Source organism: Vibrio satsumensis (assembly GCF_050337435.1).
Taxonomy (GTDB): Bacteria; Pseudomonadota; Gammaproteobacteria; order Enterobacterales; family Vibrionaceae; genus Vibrio; species Vibrio satsumensis.
On sequence record NZ_JAKJSX010000007.1, the window covers coordinates 269640 to 288959 of the forward strand.

At 44.0% G+C, this 19320-nt stretch carries 16 protein-coding genes and 2 tRNA genes; 8 read left to right on the forward strand and 10 right to left on the reverse strand.

The features are described from left to right. Positions 1 to 39 precede the first annotated feature (39 nt). Entirely contained in the window at positions 40 to 1041 is a 1002-nt protein-coding gene (locus L4C44_RS10505) for a DUF3080 domain-containing protein (RefSeq protein ID WP_428804987.1), read from the reverse strand. 7 nt (positions 1042 to 1048) lie between these two features. Further along, complete coding sequence (locus tag L4C44_RS10510) at positions 1049 to 1735, reverse strand: SDR family oxidoreductase (protein ID WP_146492266.1); 687 nt, start codon at positions 1733 to 1735, stop codon at positions 1049 to 1051. A 261-nt stretch (positions 1736 to 1996) separates the two neighbouring features. Here L4C44_RS10510 and L4C44_RS10515 point away from each other — a divergent pair, with 261 nt between their 5' ends. Next, positions 1997 to 2917 carry a histone deacetylase family protein gene (locus tag L4C44_RS10515; protein ID WP_428804988.1) on the forward strand — a complete coding sequence of 307 codons (921 nt, stop codon included), beginning with the start codon at positions 1997 to 1999 and terminating at the stop codon, positions 2915 to 2917. Positions 2918 to 2983: 66 nt separating this feature from the next. Here the strand turns inward: L4C44_RS10515 and L4C44_RS10520 are convergent. Beyond that, a tRNA-Ser gene (locus L4C44_RS10520) sits at positions 2984 to 3074 on the reverse strand. A 227-nt stretch (positions 3075 to 3301) separates the two neighbouring features. Here L4C44_RS10520 and L4C44_RS10525 point away from each other — a divergent pair. Continuing rightward, positions 3302 to 3460 (forward strand): hypothetical protein, encoded by a 159-nt coding sequence (locus tag L4C44_RS10525; protein WP_372383956.1) that lies wholly within the window; start codon positions 3302 to 3304, stop codon positions 3458 to 3460. Here the strand turns inward: L4C44_RS10525 and L4C44_RS10530 are convergent. The 3 genes from L4C44_RS10530 to L4C44_RS10540 form a co-directional block, all read right to left on the reverse strand. Beyond that, a tRNA-Ser gene (locus tag L4C44_RS10530) sits at positions 3447 to 3537 on the reverse strand. The genes L4C44_RS10525 and L4C44_RS10530 overlap by 14 nt on opposite strands. A 138-nt stretch (positions 3538 to 3675) precedes the next feature. After that, positions 3676 to 5484 carry a DUF3413 domain-containing protein gene (locus L4C44_RS10535; protein ID WP_327783639.1) on the reverse strand — a complete coding sequence of 603 codons (1809 nt, stop codon included), beginning with the start codon at positions 5482 to 5484 and terminating at the stop codon, positions 3676 to 3678. 28 nt (positions 5485 to 5512) lie between these two features. Next, positions 5513 to 5740, reverse strand: a complete 228-nt coding sequence (locus L4C44_RS10540) for a YejL family protein (RefSeq protein WP_017068253.1) — start codon at positions 5738 to 5740, stop codon at positions 5513 to 5515. 84 nt (positions 5741 to 5824) lie between these two features. Here L4C44_RS10540 and yejK point away from each other — a divergent pair, with 84 nt between their 5' ends. The 3 genes from yejK to L4C44_RS10555 all read left to right on the forward strand — a co-directional run bounded on the left by yejK (position 5825) and on the right by L4C44_RS10555 (position 9596). Further along, entirely contained in the window at positions 5825 to 6829 is a 1005-nt protein-coding gene (yejK, locus tag L4C44_RS10545; RefSeq protein ID WP_017061190.1) for a nucleoid-associated protein YejK, read from the forward strand. 105 nt (positions 6830 to 6934) lie between these two features. Further along, positions 6935 to 8341: an Hpt domain-containing protein gene (locus L4C44_RS10550; RefSeq protein WP_428804989.1), complete on the forward strand. Its 1407-nt coding sequence runs from the start codon at positions 6935 to 6937 to the stop codon at positions 8339 to 8341. 76 nt (positions 8342 to 8417) lie between these two features. Continuing rightward, positions 8418 to 9596, forward strand: coding sequence for a chemotaxis protein (locus L4C44_RS10555; RefSeq protein WP_428804990.1), 1179 nt, complete (start codon positions 8418 to 8420; stop codon positions 9594 to 9596). Positions 9597 to 9687: 91 nt separating this feature from the next. Here L4C44_RS10555 and nhaC read toward each other — a convergent pair whose 3' ends face one another. After that, positions 9688 to 11124 (reverse strand): Na+/H+ antiporter NhaC, encoded by a 1437-nt coding sequence (nhaC, locus tag L4C44_RS10560; RefSeq protein WP_017063453.1) that lies wholly within the window; start codon positions 11122 to 11124, stop codon positions 9688 to 9690. 500 nt (positions 11125 to 11624) lie between these two features. On the opposite strand from nhaC, the gene asd reads away from it, so the two are divergent. Together asd and L4C44_RS10570 are read left to right on the forward strand one after the other, a co-directional pair. Continuing rightward, complete coding sequence (asd, locus tag L4C44_RS10565) at positions 11625 to 12743, forward strand: aspartate-semialdehyde dehydrogenase (protein ID WP_017629874.1); 1119 nt, start codon at positions 11625 to 11627, stop codon at positions 12741 to 12743. Positions 12744 to 12863: 120 nt separating this feature from the next. Continuing rightward, positions 12864 to 13385, forward strand: a complete 522-nt coding sequence (locus L4C44_RS10570) for a prepilin-type N-terminal cleavage/methylation domain-containing protein (protein WP_428804991.1) — start codon at positions 12864 to 12866, stop codon at positions 13383 to 13385. A gap of 45 nt (positions 13386 to 13430) precedes the next feature. Here the strand turns inward: L4C44_RS10570 and L4C44_RS10575 are convergent, their stop codons facing one another. Beyond that, a complete protein-coding gene (locus tag L4C44_RS10575; RefSeq protein ID WP_428804992.1) occupies positions 13431 to 14276 on the reverse strand; it encodes an ion transporter in 846 nt (281 codons plus the stop codon). A gap of 149 nt (positions 14277 to 14425) precedes the next feature. Continuing rightward, complete coding sequence (locus L4C44_RS10580; RefSeq protein ID WP_004734056.1) at positions 14426 to 15064, reverse strand: YchE family NAAT transporter; 639 nt, start codon at positions 15062 to 15064, stop codon at positions 14426 to 14428. A 638-nt stretch (positions 15065 to 15702) separates the two neighbouring features. On the opposite strand from L4C44_RS10580, the gene adhE reads away from it, so the two are divergent. Then, the gene (gene adhE, locus L4C44_RS10585; protein ID WP_123304746.1) at positions 15703 to 18408 is read left to right on the forward strand and encodes a bifunctional acetaldehyde-CoA/alcohol dehydrogenase; all 2706 of its coding nucleotides are present in this window, start codon (positions 15703 to 15705) and stop codon (positions 18406 to 18408) included. Between the two features lie 187 nt (positions 18409 to 18595). Here adhE and L4C44_RS10590 read toward each other — a convergent pair whose 3' ends face one another. Beyond that, on the reverse strand, positions 18596 to 19279 hold the full coding sequence (locus L4C44_RS10590; RefSeq protein ID WP_146492258.1) for an SDR family oxidoreductase: 684 nt from the start codon (positions 19277 to 19279) through the stop codon (positions 18596 to 18598). Between the last annotated feature and the right edge of the window lie 41 nt (positions 19280 to 19320).

Sequence of the window (19320 nt, forward strand, 5' to 3'; positions counted from 1 at the left end):
GAACTGAGAGCAAACAGCTGTTTATTGGCGATACTGGAATTAACGACCGACTTTGCGTCCGCAGCGCTTAAACAGCTGTTGCCAATAATCAACATGGCGGCGAGTGGATGATCGAAAGGCTTGATGCGCATCTTTGATGGGAAAGTAATAACTGTGCAGGTCAGGTTGCGCGTCAAACATCCCTAGTTGCGGGGCTAACTGCTGGTAAAAGCCATCCAGCTGCGCCATGTAAGGCTGAACCTTACCTATGTATTGCTGCTCGAATACATTGTTGAGATAACGAAACTTAGTGGTGTCTCGCTGCTTCCCGCAGATGATGTTGGCATCAAAAGTAGTGAGTTGCTTGGTGATGGTATCAAGCTCAGCTGAGGTACGGGCGAGCGAGTAGTATAAATCCCCGAGCGTAGAGCTCTTCTCTAATACTTCTTGAACCTCAGTAGTCTTGCCTGAAACGAGCGGAACGTTTAACGCTTGATTGATATGTTCTAAGGCATCACTGGTTTGTCGTACCTGATCGCCGATATCAGCACGTAACCACTGACTACCACGCATTTGCGACTGCATCGCTTCACTGGCATAGATTAGATTCCATTGGTGCAGTGGAAATTGTGCGAGTTTCTGTTGCTCGATTTCTCTGAGTAATTCTACGATCTCTGGATCTAATTCGTTATTAGATAAACACTTACCAACACCTTCCAGTAGAGCGACTTGATAATCGTAATTCCGGAACTCGTCGGCGACTTTTCCAAGTACGGAATTTCTTTCTGCAATCAGATTGAATAACCCACATTGTCGAAGTTGATAACTGTCGATGAGACCGATAGAAAGTGAGGGCACGTCAAGCAACAGCTCTCGCTTTCTCGGTAGGTTTTCAAACTCCCAGTCATCATTGAGTTCTTTTGCATCTTGTACTCTGGCGACCTTAGTTTGATAGTCGTCGAACAAGTCGCCGGGGCCATTACTGAAACAGCCAGCTAGCATCACTGTCAGACAAAACAGCGTTGAGTGCTTAACTAGGTTTGAGAGAGGCCCTGCATTCATCTGTGGATCACCAGTCTATTTCGCTGCCATCGAAATTGAAGAAGTGACCACTCACTTCGGTATTCGCTGACTCGATGACTTTAATAAGGCCGGATGCTGAAGTGTCGGTGTCGATCAGAGCATTCGGCCCGCCCATTTCAGTCTGTACCCAACCTGGATGCAGTGCTAACACCGTAAAGCCATTCTCGGTTAAGTCGTTGCTTAGGCTCTTCACCACGGAGTTTAGAGCGGCTTTAGAGGAGCGATAGATATAACCGCCGCCTGAGGTGTTCTCAGTCATACTGCCGACTCTAGAGGATAAACAAGCGACCTTTTTGATATCGCTGTCTTCTAATAAAGGCAATAGCGTTTCGACAAGTTTCAGCGGAGCAATAGTGTTGACTTCAAAAACACGACGCCACTCTTCGACATCGGTATTACCCAGCCCATAACCTTTAGGACCATAGTAGCCAGCGTTGTTGAGCAAGATATCAATCGGTTCCATTTGCGAGGGGAGTTGGCCTACTGCTTGGTAATCGGTTATCTCTAATTGAATGCAGGTTAGGTTGCTGTTGTGCTTTGCGAGTGAGAGCAGTTCTTTTGCTGAATTGGCTTCACGATAAGTCGCGTACACCTTGTGGTTACCTTTCAAGTACTGCTGAGTCAGGCTTAAGCCAATGCCGCGGTTCGCTCCAGTAATAAAAATTACGCTCATGGTGATTCCTTTTCAGTTCAATTAGTTAAGTTTGATGGCTTAACACGAGAAAATCAACGCTCCACCAACTGGCCATTAACATTCCTACAAAAATCATTACTGCTGTTACTGAGCCGCAGATCACCCCAAAGATGAGTATTAGGTTTCTCATTGCTGTCTCTTTTTGAAACTTAATATAATGATAACCATTATCATTAATTAAGGTTGTCGCCTAGGCTGAGACTGTTATGATTTTGAGAAAGATACGCAATTAACCTGATTATGATTCCTTTAATTTACCACCCAATCTATTCGCAGTTACCTTTACCAGAAGGTCACCGTTACCCAATCAACAAATATCAGTTGTTATATAGTGCTGTTGAGAAACGAATGGATAGCGAACCTCGATGGAAGAGCAAGTTTGAAGTGTTTCAACCAACGCCGGTTTCGGTTGAGCAAGTAAAACAGGTACACGATAGTGACTATGTCGATTTACTTGTGTCTGGTAATTTGCCAGCGGCCAAAATGAGACGCATCGGGTTCCCGTGGAGTGAGCAACTGATCGAAAGGACACTCTACTCAAGTGGAGGAACTTGTTTAGCGGCTGAAATGGCCATAGAGAGTGGTTTAGCGATTCATTTGAGTGGTGGTTATCATCACGCACACCATGATTTTGGTAGCGGATTTTGTTTGTTGAACGATCTGGTTTTAGCGGCAAAACATGCGCTGACCTTTGAACATATCGATAAAGTGCTTATCGTCGACAGCGATGTTCATCATGGTGATGGCACTGCGACTCTTTGCCAAGATAATGACGACATCATTACTTTGTCGTTCCACTGCGATAAAAACTTCCCTGCACGAAAACCGCTATCTGATTTAGATGTGCCGTTAAGTCGTGAAACAGAAGATAAAGAGTTTCTGCGTTGTTTTGAGCAAGTCACCAAGCTGGCGATTGCTCACCATCAACCTGATCTCATTATTTATGATGCGGGTATCGATATCCATCAAGACGATGAACTAGGCTATTTGAATGTGTCTACACAAGGGATATTTGAACGCGACTGCTTGATGATCGACTTAGCGAAATCAGAATCTATCCCGATGGCATGTGTTGTTGGTGGTGGCTATCGAACACAGCATGAAGATCTGGTTCCTATTCACATGCAATTATTGAAAGCGGCACTAGAAGTGAATGTTTGACGTGACAAACTCGGGTTTTCTCCAGATACAAAAAAGCCGCTGATTTCTCAGCGGCTTTCTTTAATGTGGTGGAGGGATAGGGATTTGAACCCTAGAACCGCTATTAACGGTTGCCGGTTTTCAAGACCGGTGCTTTCGACCACTCAGCCATCCCTCCGATGCCGCGTATAATATAAGGGAGGCTCTCGCTTGTAAATACCCTTATTAACTGACTGCTTTTTTTATGAACGCTTTTCGATGTTTTTGTGTTGAGTGGCTATTTATTATGCTTTTTTGATGGTTTTCTTATTGGTGTTCGCTAAATCGGGCTAAAGCGAGCAGTGCGAACATCTTAGGCTAGCGACATAACGGTGTAATGGTTGAAATGCTGGTGTGGACTTGTGAGTGAGTGACAAAGAAAGTGGAAGTTTGATGGTAATGCTATTGGGCAAGTTCTTTTGGATGATTAAGTTTGGTGATGAAGTACAAAGAGAAGTGATAAACCCCAGATGCAAAAAAGCCGCTGATTTCTCAGCGGCTTTCTTTAATGTGGTGGAGGGATAGGGATTTGAACCCTAGAACCGCTATTAACGGTTGCCGGTTTTCAAGACCGGTGCTTTCGACCACTCAGCCATCCCTCCAGTGGCGTGAATAATATAAGGGGCAGAGGACCTTGTAAACCCCTAATTTTCATAATTTTGTTCTGTTGCTTGTTTTCTAGTCATTAACGGCAATAAAAAAGGGAAGCCACTGGCTTCCCTTTTATTTTTGGTGATCATTTAATCATTTTTTGTGTAGAAACGCTGTAGCTCAGTGAGGCCTTGCATCAACACCGGTAAGCGAGGGCTTACGTTTTTCAGGCGCTTGTAATTCTGATCGTACAGTTTGTAGTTACCAAATTTATCTAACACAGTAGTTTGCTTGTCAGTAATCAGAGCAAGTTCACGAGAGTCACCCGCGAGAATCCACTTTCTCTTACGCTCATTAAACAGGCTGCGACCACTACTGAAATCAGTCGGGCTTGAAGATACACCCAATAGCTCTTGCATCAGAGTTACTGATACGTCTAGATGACTAGAACGGTGAGTGTACTCAGAAGCAGACTTACCAGGCCAGCTGATAAACAGTGGTACTTGTAACTGATAACGACTGTAGTTGGAGTTTGCACCCCAGCTATTCGTTTTGGTTTCGTTAAACTCAGTACCGTGGTTAGAGGTAATGATTACAACCGTGTTGTCGGTTAGATCTAAGCGCTCTAGCTCCGCATAGATTGTTGCTAGCTGAGCATCGGCGGCTTGAGCTGATTTTTGATAGTCTGCAGTAAACCGTTCCGCTGTGGTTAACGTTGAGTTTGATTCAGAGCTTGAATCGTAGCTGGCGAAGTTATCCAGTGTGGTCAGTTCAATAAAGTTAAACCAAGGGCGCTTCGCTTGCGGTGATTGAATCCAGTCAGACCAAGCTTGTATTGCACTCTGGTCATCATACGTTGCCTGTTCTGGCATCACATCACGGCCTCGGAAGATGATATCCGAGTAAAGAGCATCGCTAAAGTTGTCGCCACTGAACGCAGCAAACTTGTACTTGTGATTATCTAAAACATCGAGTAATACCGCGCTAGAGCCTTGGGCTTCGATGCTGCTCGCGTAGCTGCTCGGAAGACCATAGAACAAACCGAAAATACCAAACATGTCGTTACTAGAACTGTAGTGGTTGGTGAAGTTGATCGACTGTTGTGCGAATGCATAGCTGCTAGGCATTGATGTTTCGTTCAGTGCGTCAGAGCGAAGGTTGTTCACACTCACCATCAGGATGTTCAGATCATCACTACGACGGTTGTACTGAATTTCTTCTAGTGGGTAGCTAACGAGGTTTACATTGCCTTTGTTCGCTTCCAAACGTTCTAGATATTCTTCACGGTCTAATAGACCATGTTTTTCCATAAAGCTTTTCGCTGTCATTGGATAAGACAGTGGGAAGTTCGCTTTCTGGCTAGTAATTGGGTTATAGAAATACGCATCAGCCCACATGTAGGTCAGGTGGCTGCTGATGAAACACAAGAAGAATACGGCAGTAATTGGACGGCCAATGTGTTTATGAGACAGTTTACGCTGCTTACGCCAAACCCATTCAGATAAGCCAAGCTGTAGCAAGAAGATGAGCGGCATAACAATGAAGAGGTGCTGCAAATCAGACGTGAATGCAGATTCCTCTCCACTGAATAAAACCTCCCACACAACAGGCGTCAGGTGGAGGTTTATATTTTGATACGTTTGGGTATCAATCAGTAGGACAGTTAAACCTATGGTCGCAAAACAAACCGCAACCAAACGTAATAACTTCCTCGACGGAAGAATAAAAGTGAGCGGGAACAGCACTAATAGATAGAGCGCGAACACTAAAAAGCCAAAATGACCAACCCACGATGCAGCCAAATAGAATTGACCTAGCAAGGTTTCTGGCCAAGCAGATTGAGTAATATAACGAGTACCAATCAACATCGCAGCAATGATGTTGAAAAATGCAAACCAGTGACCCCAACCAACCAGTCGAGATACACGATCGCTATATGAGTTTGCGCTGTCTACCATTTATAATTCTTTTATCCGTCAATCAAATTTAGTGAGACTTTTTATCTTCAAGAGAAGAAATTAAAGCCTCGGCAAATTTTTCAGCAATTCCTTTGCGTTGTGAAGCAGCAACATTCTGATTTAAGACATTGGTTGCGATATTTCCAGCGATCATCAGTGAAAGTTCTGGTGAAGCTTTGTGCTTAGATAGTACAGCACCTACTTCAGCTAGGATTTTTTCAACTTGATCATCTGTGTATTTAGATATAATCGGCATAAGGACTCTAATAATGATAGTAAAAGCGGCTTATGATAACCTACTATGCACGACAACTGAAACCTGAACGGTAATATTTTCACTATGAGCCTTCACCTTTCCAACGTAATTTTACACCAGCTGAGCAAGAACGATCAGGATGAACTGATTGTTAACTATCGTGCTGAATCTCTAGAAAACGATGCTTCATCTGAAAGTCTGGTTGCTGAACTTCACCGTGTTTTTAACTCAAAAGCAGGCAAAGGGTTTGGTTCTTTCAAATCTGACAGCGAATTTCAGCAGTGGTTGCACCAACTTCGTGCTGGTGAGACAAACTTTTACGATTTTTCTCAAAAGAGTGCGCAACGTCTAAAAGATGAGCTTTCAAAATACCCATTTGCTGACGAAGGTATCTTGGTAATGGCTGAATATCAGTCACTTGCAACAGATTATCTATTCATTGGTTTGCTGCCTTCAAACCAAAGCCTAAAGGTAACTGAAGGGCTAGATATTAGTGCGACGGATTACCTTGATATCTCAAAAATGGATATCGCGGCTCGCCTAGACCTTTCTACTTATGAGACTGATAAAGAGTCAAACCGTTATTTAACTTACATTAAAGGACGTGTTGGCCGTAAAGTCGCGGATTTCTTCTTAGATTTCTTACAAGCTGAAGTGGGTCTGGATGCGAAACAGCAAAACCAAGTACTGATGCAAGCGGTAGAAGATTTCGTTTCTGACTCTAAATTAGAAAAAGAAGAAGCGATCAGCTACAAAAAGCAGGTTGCGGATTACTGTAACGAGCAGCTTAAAGCGGGCGATGAAGTGCAAGTTCGTGAACTTTCTGGAGAGTTACCAGCAAGCACAGATGGCACAAGTTTCTTTGACTATACTAGTGAGCAAGGTTACGAGTTAGAAGACAGCTTCCCAGCCGATCGTGCAACTATGCGTAAACTAACAAAATTTGTTGGTGCTGGGGGCGGTTTGAATGTTAGTTTTGATAGTCTGCTTCTAGGCGAACGTATCTTTTACGATCCGGAGACAGACACGCTAACGATTAAAGGCACACCACCGAACTTACGTGACCAATTGACTCGCAATAAGTCATAGTCGGAAGTTAACGGATAAAAGCGGCAGCAGGATGTTGTCGCTTATTTTGTGCTTAATCTTTTAGCTACTGTCATGGCTTCAAGTTAACACGCACAAGGAATATAGATGGAACAATCAGTAGCAAAGCCCAAACGCTTTAAAAAACCAGCCACCTTCTTGGTTGTGCTCTTGGCTCTGTGGCTACTTCCTTCATTGGCTCTTCTTAATTTAAGCCGTTCCTACACCAATTCTCTTGCTCAAATCGAAGAGCTCGGTATTCGAGTCAACGAGTTGAGGCAATCACTTTATTTCTCAGAACCGCTTCGAGTCTCTCGTATCAATGATCTAGCACTCGATGCTCAGTTGGTTTATTCAATCCGACTGCAGATTGAATCTGATTTTCAACACGCTTTGTTTCGCCCTGATGTGAACCAACTGTTGTACGTAGCCGATCAGTTCCTAGAAAAGTTCGATGAGTTCATCCCGATCGAAAGCCAAGTTCAAGACATCGTTGATAACATTAAGATCTTGCGTGCGGATAAAGAGCTTTCCCCTAAGTTAAAACCACTCCTAAACGAATTCGGCGTAGTGGTCTTTGAAGCGATGTATTCTGACAGTCAAAGTTCGTCTGCCACTTATCGTGCCTTTGATTCTATTCTAGAAAAATCTTATTCATTAAAAACCAAAGAGCAAGATGCACTTCAACAGCTATTGGCTGATGCTTCAGCATTGTTGAGTGATTACGCCCAGCTCAATTATTTGGTCGATAAGATTAAGAAAAACTCAGTGAATGAGCAGATCATTAAACTTGAAGCTGAGTTTCATGAGCGTCAGTTTAACCTTTTACTTGTGATGTTAGGCTTGAGCTTAGTGGCGATGAGCGCTTTGGTTGTGTGGAGTGTTAGTGTGAGAAAAGCGGCTCTGCAGCCCAAAGCAGAACAGGGTATAGCCCCTGAACCTAGCAAAGAAAAGGTTGTTAATCTTTCCGATAAGGAAGATGAATTGTTTTCAGAAAGTAGCGTTGATTCGACTCCCTCGGCAACTAACCAGTTTGAGAAAGAGCCTGAGGTACCTGAAACCGTATTGAATCAGCAACCAGAATATCAACCTCAACAAAATATGATCCCTGCAAGTCAACCTGGTACGATAGACGAGCCAATGTCGGAGAAACACATTGCCAGTGTGACGGACTCTAAGCCTGCGATTGATATTGAAGACATGTTGGAGACGCTCGATGGTGATGCTGAGTCTGTCGAATTGTTGCTTGGCGTCTTTGTACAAGATCACGCAGGTGACTACGAGAAGTTTAAGTCTTTGCTGATCAAAGATGAAACCTCCGCAGCTCGCATTGTACATAGTTTAAAAGGCGTAGCTGGTAGCATTAAAGCGTCTCGATTAGCGATTATTGCCGCAAGTATTGAAATGACAATGAAGCAGTCCAGAGCCATCAGTGAGCATGATTTAACAGAGCTCGAGCAGGCAATAAAAGCCTCGGTAGATTCAGCTCATGCATATTTAGATAATCAACGTTAACTTTTGCAGGGATTTTGACAATACTCTGACGAAGTGCTCATACAATCCGCGCCCTTAGTCTTTGTCAGAGGTTTATATGTTACGAGTTTCGAGTCGAAGTTGGATGGTGTTGGTGCTTAGCATTGTGCTAAGTGGTTGTTCTCTCTTAGAAGTTAAGTTAGATAGTCAGACGACGCCTCTCACTCAACAAGAGCTGAATGCTCGCCTCATGACGCGTGAATACGCCAAGATGTTTTTTACAAGAGTAGAAGACTCGGCGGACGTAATCGCGCAATCTTACCCTGCTGATAACACCTTACATCAATCTTATGTGTTGCTTTGGAAGATCCACGCAGAGCAAGGCTTACAGCAAGCCGCTTATCAAACTTCTCCTATGTCAGCCCTAATTGACTCATGGGTGTTCACTGCTCAAATGAATCAGTTTTACGCACAAGGTGACGGTGCTGATTTGTTCGTGACCGATGATGCTGTAGAAACAGCGCGTTTTCTTGACCAAGAAGCTGAGAAGCTAGCAAAGGGCGCATTGAGCTCAAGTGATTTCAAAAAGAGCAAAGCATTCGTTGCAGAGTTTGCCGCGAACAATCCTTTTAAAGACCTTACCTTCAGAAGTACGCCTGCTTATCGAGAATGGCTAGCTTACCTTGGTAAAGATGAATCACAGATCGTTCAGAGCCTAGGTACTATGCCAGAAGCCATGAGCGATGCATCAGACCGCTTAAGCCTAATGGCGGACCAAACGCCAAAACTGATGTCTTGGAAAGCCGAATTGGTGGCGATGAATAGCTCACTCACGGGTGAAGATTTGTCTATGACACTAGAAAGCCTTCGCCAAACCTCAGCTAGCATGCAGGACTTTATTGAAAATAACCCTGAATACATGCAAACACTAGCCTCTATTATGTCGGCAGAAATGCAGCCATTGCTCAACGACCTCAGCGATAAAACAGACCAAAAATTGGCGATGCTGAGCGATGAACGTGTCGCTCTGGAAAAGATGGTTACGCGTGAGAGAGAAGCGTTAGTTCAGATGATTGAGAAAGAGCGTCTCGAGATTGCAGGTATTGTGACATCAGAAAGAGAGCTGTTCACTCAAGATTTAGACCGTGTCTCTCAAGAAGTGGTTGTGCTTGCGATTGATAAGCTGATGGAGCTAATCAAGGGTGTGATTATTTACTTTATTCTGTTTATCTTGGTGGTGTTCTTCGCACCGTTAGGCATCGGTTACTGGTTGGGTAAGCGAACCGCAAACAAGTAAAAAACCGATAAAAAAGAGCGCTCTAGGGCGCTCTTTTTGCATTTATACCATTAACGTTTTGAGTTACGTTCGAAAGTGTTAGCCCATGAACTTAAGCTTGTTGCTTGCTTAGCTCTGTCGCTTCTTCAGCTTCAAACGCTGGTGCTGTTGGTTCACACTTATCAACGAACCAACCCATATAAGACGTCACGATAGTTACAATGATACAGATGAAGCTTAACCACATGAACGGCGCGTAAGACAGCGTCGCAACGCCAAGAATACTCGCCATGTAGATGCCGTTATCACTCCACGGAACCATACCCGACGTTAACGTGCCACCAAACTCAGCATTACGCGATAGGTTCTTACGTTTGTAGCCTAAACGGTCGTAGTTTTTCGCACAGATTTTTGGCGTAAGGATTAACGATACGTACATTGCAGAACCGAATACGTTACCCATGAAAGCCGTGCCAATGGTGCTAGTCGCTAGTGAGCCTGCGCTGTTTACGCGGCGCTCAAACACTTTAGCGATTGTCTCTAGTACGCCCACTTTATCCAGTAAGCCACCGAAACCTAGACCAAATACGATAACCGCAACCGAACCAAGCATGGAAGACATGCCGCCACGGTTAAGAATCGAATCAATAAACTCTACGCCAGATGAGATTGAGAACGGTGCCCAAGCAGTGTTGAATGCCGTTAGGAAGTCGATATCTTGGATCATGACTGCCCAGATAATACCCAGCAAAGAACCAAAGCTGATGACCGGGAAGGAAGGCATACGGAAAGCCAACAGACCAAGCACGATAAGTACTGGAACGAATGAATAAGGGGTGATGTAGAACTGAACTTCCATCGCTTTGATTACAGAGTCTACTTGGCTCATGTCAACGTTGCCCGCGTAGTGGAAACCAAACGCAGTAAACATGATGCCTGTAATCACGTAGCTGATTAACGCAACTGGCAACATGCCCTTGATGTGTTCAACCACTTCAACACCAGACATTGAAGAAGCCAGAATCACTGAATCAGAAAGCGGAGACATCTTGTCACCGAAGTAACAGCCTGACAGCACTGCACCCGCAGTAATCGGCGCTGGAACACCGAGACCTTGGCCGATACCCATCATTGCGATACCTGCTGTACCCGCAGCGCCCCAAGAAGTACCAGTTGCCAATGCGGTTAGAGAACAGATGATCATGGTCGCTAAAAGGAAGATAGAAGGGTGGATAGCTTTCAGACCATAGTAAATGATAGTAGGTACGATCCCGCCTGAGATCCAAGTACCAACAAGAGCGCCAACGGCTAAAAGTATTAAAACCGCGCCTAAGCCATTGGATATTCCTTTGAGTGCTGCTTTTTCTAAGTCTTTGTATTGGTGTCCAAGACGAATACCAAGAACCATGATAATGAACCAGCCAATATACAAGGCAAGTTGAATTGGAAGGTCAAGCTTTGCTGTAAAGGAAAAAGCAAGGGATAGAAATAGTCCTAACGCGATGAATACCTGCAATAGGTTCGGTAGGCGAGTTTTACTCTGCTTCATAAAAGCCTCTTGTGATTTCGAGCATTTATAGTGCTTCGTTATAGTGTGTGGTACAAAACGGACACTACAGTAATTAGTTTATTATATCGAAAAAATACGTCCAAGTTGTGATATTTGACTGTTAACTCAATCAATTGTGGTTTCATAATCTAAAATTTTGTTAAATTCATGATTGTTACATGTTGAAATCTGTCGCACGTTGTTTTCGTTTTGTAAAATAAAATTCTGATTAACCTTGGTTTGAAAGAGGGATTTACTGTTTGTGATGAGCGTCGATTGAACCGGTTTTGGCGATGTAAATGTTTGAATTTGACGATAATGGACGCTTAATCAATGAGGTGGAGATGGAATGTCGATACAGAGATAACTGCACGATTCATTACGTTCACTTAAAAGAAACGAAAAAGTTACACTTTTTGACAAAAAGCACTTGAGTTCTGTTTCTGAAAAACTTATAGATGGGGGAGAGCAATTTTTAATTTATACATGGAGAGTGAGCGATGAGAGTAGGTCTAGTTGGTTGGCGCGGTATGGTGGGTTCTGTACTGATGCAACGTATGGTTGAAGAGAAAGACTTCGACTTGATTGAGCCTGTTTATTACAGCACATCTCAGATTGGTATTCCTGCCCCTGTTCTAGGTGGTAAAGATGCGGGTCTACTTCAAGACGCTTTTGATATTGATAGCCTAAAACAGCTTGATGCTGTGATTACTTGTCAAGGCGGCGATTACACATCAAAAGTATACCCAGCACTGCGTCAAGCAGGTTGGAAAGGTTACTGGATTGATGCAGCTTCTACTCTGCGTATGGACGCTGATTCAATCATCACTCTTGATCCTGTTAACTTGGCTCAAATTCAGCAAGGCATTCACAGCGGCACCAACACTTTCGTTGGCGGTAACTGTACTGTGAGCTTAATGCTTATGGCTCTAGGTGGCCTGTACGAGAAAGGCATGGTTGAGTGGATGAGTGCCATGACTTACCAAGCAGCTTCTGGTGCGGGTGCTAAGAACATGCGTGAGCTGATCTCACAAATGGGTGTGATCAACGACAGCGTAAGTTCTGAGTTAGCGAACCCTTCAAGTTCAATTCTTGATATCGATAAGAAAGTGGCTGATACGATTCGTTCATCTTCATTCCCAACAGACCAATTTGGTGCTCCACTTGCGGGCTCACTGATTCCTTGGATCGATGTGAAGCGTGAAAACGGTCAGAGCAAAGAAGAGTGGAAAGCGGGTGTTGAAGCGAACAAGATTCTTGGTCTAGACGGTCAACCGATTCCTATCGATGGTACTTGTGTACGAATCGGTGCAATGCGTTGTCACGCTCAAGCACTAACGATCAAGCTTAAGCAAGACGTGCCAATGGACGAGATCGAAGAGATCATCGCAACGCACAATGATTGGGTTAAAGTGATCCCTAATGACCGTGACATCACGGCACAGGAGCTAACACCAGCGAAAGTAACAGGCACTATGTCTGTACCAGTCGGACGTCTGCGCAAGATGTCGATGGGCAACGACTTCCTAAACGCATTCACGGTTGGTGACCAATTGCTTTGGGGTGCTGCAGAACCACTACGTCGTACTCTGCGCATTATCCTTGCTGAGAAAGCGTAACTGCCTCATTTTTGAGAATAATTAACGAAGAAGCGCCTTAGGGCGCTTTTTTTGTTTCTGATGACAGAAGCCTGACTTTAAAACCTTACCTTTCGTGCGTCTTAAAGTTGGAGCTAGAAAATGAAAGCAAACCTTAAAGGTTTTACTCTTATCGAGTTGATTGTTGTTATCGTCATTATTGGTGTTTTATCGGTTGTTGCAGCACCTAGGTTTTTAAACATACAACATGATGCTAGGGCTTCGGTTATGGAAGGGTTAGGGGCATCAGTCCATACCGCAGCGGATTTAGCATTCGAAAAAGCAGCTGTGGCAGGAATGGAAGACCAAGAACGTTACCTCGTACCAAACTACGGAAGCGTACAGTTTGGCTACCCTGCTGTTGAAAAAGGGGGAATGGAAAACTTTTTGGCGATTGATTCTGGGTACCATGATTTAACGAAAGAGTGGACTTGGGCTGCACATAATAATGGGTCTGTTGGCGACCCTGATTTGTGGCTGATTACCCGATCGGAATATTTGTCGGACGTTCTTCCCAATGACTTCAATACCTCTATCGAGAAGACCCAATGCTATGTGAAATACACGGCTGCGATGGAAGCAAATGATGACTACCAAGTGGAAGTTTTCACAGATGGCTGTTAGATAGTTAAGAAAACAAAAAGAGCTCTTAGGAGCTCTTTTTTGGTTTTATTCGGTCTTGTCGGTGACGACACGCTTGTCTGGATCTGCCAATTCACTTGCACAGTGTTTGCAATACATGGCGTCAGAATCATGACCCGCTCGGTTGCAGTTAGGACACTTAACCAACTCTTTGTGTGAGTTCATTTCATTACTGAGTTCTGCAGTAATAATCCCTGTCGGCACTGCTAAAATAGAGTAACCCAATAGCATGGTCAGAGAAGCGATCGCTTTACCTAACGCGGTCTGCGGCACCATGTCACCATATCCCACTGTCGTGATGGTCACGATTGCCCAATAGATGCTGTGAGGAATACTAGTGAAGCCATTTTCTGGTCCTTCAATAACAAAGATCAGAGCACCAAAGATAACGACTAAGATCCCAACGGTGCTGAAGAAGATCAGTATCTTTCGTCTTGCCATTAACAGTGAGCGCAACAGAATATTGGAATCTTGCAGGTAGCGAACCAGTTTTAGGATTCGGAAGATACGCATCACACGAAGCAGCCTCACCACACCCATAAACGAAGCGCCAGGGAAGATGATCGTTAAGTAGGTTGGAAGAATCGCTAATAGGTCAACGACACCATAAAAGCTAGTAGCGTAAGATTTTGGCTTTGGAGAGCAATAAAGCCTCAACAAATACTCAAGAGTGAAGAGTGCAGTAAAGGTGTATTCGATATAACGCAGCTGTTGTGACCATTCACTCATTACATTAGGAATGGACTCTAAGATTAGAACTAACAGCGAAGCCAAGATTGCAACGATCAGAGAGATATCAAATGCACGTCCGGCAGGCGTGTGAGTACCAAAGATAATGACGTACAAATGATGCTTGAGTGGCTTGCGTGACATAAGGAGAGATTCATCTTCTGTTAAATGCATTAACAGTCATTATACTAGCTTCATAATAACGAGGCGAGTGAAAGCCCAATTGCTTTACTCGCCTCATCTATATTTCAATATTGTTGCCCTTTATAGAGCAACCGAAATGCCGTTAAACGTTATGCCAAACCTGGGAACAAATTACGTAAGCCATTGGCGATGAACTCGATGCCCAATGCGCCAAGAATCAAACCCATGATACGAGTGATCACGTTGATACCCGTTTGACCTAGGAAACGAACGATAACTGGTGCTGAACGGAACAAAAGCCAAGAGCATGTTGCGAATGCGATGATGCTAATGCCGATTCCTACCGTATCAATAGCAGCAGGGTAGCGAGACCCGTAAACAATGGTCGAGCTGATTGCACCCGGACCTGCCATTAGCGGCATAGCAAGTGGAACAACACCGATTTGCTCTTTGCTGATGTATTCAGATTTTTCTTGTTTGTTCTGCTTATCTTCACCGAGCTTACCGCTCATCATCGAAAATGCGATGCTCAGTAATAGTAAACCACCTGCAACACGAAATGAGTCCAGCGAGATACTAAACATATCAAGCAGCATTTGCCCCGCAACAAGAGAGACAATGAGGATCACGGCAACAGCAATGTTTGCTTGTAAGGCTGTCCTGTTCCTCTCTTCTGGCGGCATATGAGCAGTAAGAGAAACAAAAACAGGCATGATGCCGATTGGGTTTACGGCAGCAACAAGCCCAAGGAAGAATTGCATAAAAATTGCGAGTTCTAAGCCTTGCATGAGAGCGATCTCCAGTTAGCGTACTTAAGGTTGAAGGTTTGATCTGTGAATAGTCTAGGCGCGTAATGTAAGGGACAAACTCAATTTACACGAATGAAAAAAACTAACTTGAAATGGGTGTTTTTTTGTAGAAAAACTAATTGAATCTCACTTTTGTATCCTCCTTGTTGCAAGCTTGCTGCTGTTGTTTGATTTTGTAATTTTTTATTGAGTAACTGTTAACTGTCGCACGGATTTAATAAAAATTATGTCAGAATCTAGCCCGTGCAACGGTATGGATATACTCTCAGTAGCACGAATATAGCTGTATACATGTAATTTAACGGACTAAAAATGAAACTTTTTTACAGTTTATGACGCAATGTAGAAAAAAGCCGTCTGTTTGCTTGTTTTTTGTGCTAACGGAAAGTGTGATTTTAATCTATTTAAATCAGTGTCTTAAGTTCATTTTTGCGATTGCCTTACTACTTTTTGGTTAATTCTTTTTGGGTAACTGATCTGGGTCAATTTTTTTCATACAGTGAAATAATATACTCAGTCCTGAAAGCAATTTACTAAGAACGTTGTTGTTTGAGGTTAAAAGCAAGCAGCGAAATTAATAAAAAGTTTTTAATATTTATTATTTTAGGAGATCCACCATGCCTGTAACGAACTTAGCGGAACTTGATGCTCTAGTAGCTCGCGTTAAAGCAGCACAAGAAGAGTTTGCAACATTCTCTCAAGAGAAAGTAGACGCAATCTTCCGTGCAGCTTCTCTTGCTGCTAACCACGCTCGTATTCCACTAGCACAACAAGCAGTTGCTGAATCTGGAATGGGTATTGTTGAAGATAAGGTTATCAAAAACCACTTTGCATCTGAATTTATCTACAACAAATACAAAGACGAAAAAACATGTGGCATCTTAGAAGAAGATGACAACCTAGGCACAATGACTATCGCTGAGCCTGTAGGTATCATTTGTGGTATCGTTCCAACAACGAACCCAACTTCTACAGCAATCTTCAAATCTCTAATCTCTCTTAAAACACGTAACGGCATCATCTTCTCGCCACACCCACGTGCAAAGAACTCAACTAACGACGCAGCGAAACTAGTTCTAGACGCAGCTGTTGCAGCGGGTGCTCCAAAAGACATCATCGGTTGGATCGACCAACCATCTGTAGAGCTTTCTAACGCGCTTATGAAGCACGACGGTATCGCACTTATCCTTGCTACTGGTGGTCCAGGCATGGTTAAAGCAGCGTACTCTTCTGGTAAGCCTGCTATCGGTGTTGGTGCTGGTAACGTTCCAGTAGTTATCGACGAAACAGCTGACATCAAACGTGCTGTAGCTTCTATCCTTATGTCTAAAACATTCGATAACGGCGTTGTATGTGCTTCTGAGCAAGCAGCTATTGTAGTTAGCGAAGTCTATGACGAAGTAAAAGAGCGTTTCGCTTCGCACAAAGCTCACGTTCTATCTAAAGCTGACGCTGATAAAGTACGCAAAGTACTGCTTATCGACGGCAACCTAAACGCTAAAATCGTAGGTCAGCCTGCTCCAGCAATCGCTGAAATGGCTGGTGTTAAAGTTCCTGCTGATACAAAAGTACTTGTAGGTGAAGGTCTTGGTAAAGTTTCTTACGATGACGAATTCGCTCACGAGAAACTATCTCCAACTCTAGGTCTATTCCGTGCGGACGACTTCGAAGATGCTGTTGCTCAAGCGGTAACTATGGTTGAAATCGGTGGTATCGGTCATACATCTGGTCTTTACACTAACCAAGATACTAACGCAGACCGTATTCGTTACTTCGGTGACAAGATGAAAACTGCTCGTATCCTAATCAACATCCCGACTACTCACGGTGGTATCGGTGACCTGTACAACTTCAACGTTGCACCTTCTCTAACTCTAGGTTGTGGTTCATGGGGTGGTAACTCTATCTCTGAGAACGTAGGTCCTAAGCACCTTATCAACAAGAAAACTGTAGCGAAGCGAGCTGAAAACATGTTGTGGCACAAACTACCTAAGTCTATCTACTTCCGTCGTGGTAGCCTTCCAATCGCAATGAGCGACCTAGAAGGTAAGAAACGCGCATTCCTAGTAACTGACCGTTTCCTATTCAACAACGGTTACGCTGATGACGTAGTTAGCCTGCTTAAAGCACAAGGCATCGAAGTTCAAACTTTCTTCGACGTAGAAGCGGATCCAACGCTATCTGTTGTTGAGAAAGGCGCTGAAGCAATGAAGAGCTTCCAACCTGACGTAATCCTTGCTCTAGGTGGCGGTTCTCCAATGGATGCTGCTAAGATCATGTGGGTTATGTACGAGCACCCAGAAACTCACTTTGAAGAACTAGCAATGCGCTTTATGGATATCCGTAAACGTATCTACAAGTTCCCTAAAATGGGTCAAAAAGCTGAGCTAGTATGTATTACTACTACTTCAGGTACGGGTTCAGAGGTTACTCCATTCGCTGTTGTTACAGACGACAAGACTGGTGCTAAGTACCCACTAGCTGACTACGAAATCACGCCAAACATGGCTATCGTTGATGCGAACCTTGTAATGAACATGCCTAAGTCTCTAACAGCGTTCGGTGGTTACGATGCAGTAACTCACGCTCTTGAAGCTTACGTATCTGTTCTAGCGAACGAATACTCAGACGGTCAAGCTCTTCAAGCACTTAAGATGCTTAAAGAATACCTACCATCAAGCTACAAAAATGGTGCGGCTGACCCAATCGCTCGTGAGAAAGTACACAACGCAGCAACTATCGCTGGTGTAGCATTTGCGAACGCATTCCTAGGTGTGTGTCACTCAATGGCTCACAAAATTGGTGCTGAGTTCCACCTACCACACGGTCTTGCTAACGCACTACTTATCTCAAACGTTGTACGTTACAACGCGAACGATAACCCAACTAAGCAGACTGCATTCTCTCAGTACGACCGCCCACAAGCACGCCGTCGTTACGCTGAAGTTGCTGACCACCTAGGCCTAAGCCAAGCTGGTGACCGTACTGCTCAGAAGATTGAACGTCTACTGACTTGGTTAGAAGAGCTTAAGAAAGACCTAGACATCCCACTATCTATCCAAGCTGCGGGTGTTAACGAGTCTGACTTCATCGCTAAACTAGACGAGCTAGCTGTTGAAGCGTTCGATGACCAGTGTACAGGTGCTAACCCACGTTACCCTCTAATCACTGAGCTAAAAGAAGTTCTAACAACTTCTTACTTCGGCCAACCATACGTTGAAGGCGAAACTTTCGAAGGTACTACAGTTATCCTTAAGAAAGCAGACCAAAAGCCAGCTGAAGCGAAAGCGCCAAAAGCTAAAAAAGAAAAAGCTAACGCATAATAAGTAAGCATTAGTTTGAGATAAGTTTTCGCTAGCACGATACTTATCTATCGGGAAAAGATGAAGGCCCCAGTCGAGAGACTGGGGCTTTTTTTATGTTTGCTGGCTAGTCTGAGGACTTTGAAAGGCTAAAGTGATCGACTTAATGATAAATGAATTGCGCGCATTTACTTGAAGTAGGGGGGGACTAAACCTCCGCAGCCACAACTCGCCCACTAAAGTAATCATTAGAGACAATGTATTCTGTTGTTCTGGTTAGTTCATCCTGCAGTTGCGCCCAATGGCATCGGTTGAGTTTACCGTCAGAGTTATGAACCGCGGGCACAACACCACCGACTCGAATACCAAATGGAGTCAGTTCTTTCGCCCAGCTATGGGTAAAGCCGGTAATCATGGAGTTTGCGCTCTCTAAGCCTGACACATCATGGAAGTCATCGTGAGATATCACATTTACAATCACGCCTTCTTTATCTTCTTCTCGTAGCCTCTCTGCACTGATTTGTCCAAATGCGAAAAGGGTCGATGCCTTAGATGAGAGGTCATTAATAAAGGTACTGACAGGCTGATCACCAATTAGGCTAGGCATAGGGGAGCTGATCCAGTTATTGACCAGTACATCCGGTGTGGTATTGAAGGTCGATTGAATAAAATCAAACACGCTGAGAATCGCTTGGCTGTCATTTCCTTTGAGCGTGTAATGGTAAACAGAGTCGGAGAACCGAGTACATTGCGAATAAGTTGCTTGAAGTGCTTCCGTGTCTTTATCGCAAAGGATGACTGTGGCTCCAAGGTTAACAAAGTGGTTCGCAATCGTTCCTCCCAGTCGCGAGCCGGCAGATGTCACCAATATGATTGAGCTTTTTATTTCCATCCCAGTACCTAAACAAGTTGTCCATGTCGGATAAGGATGGG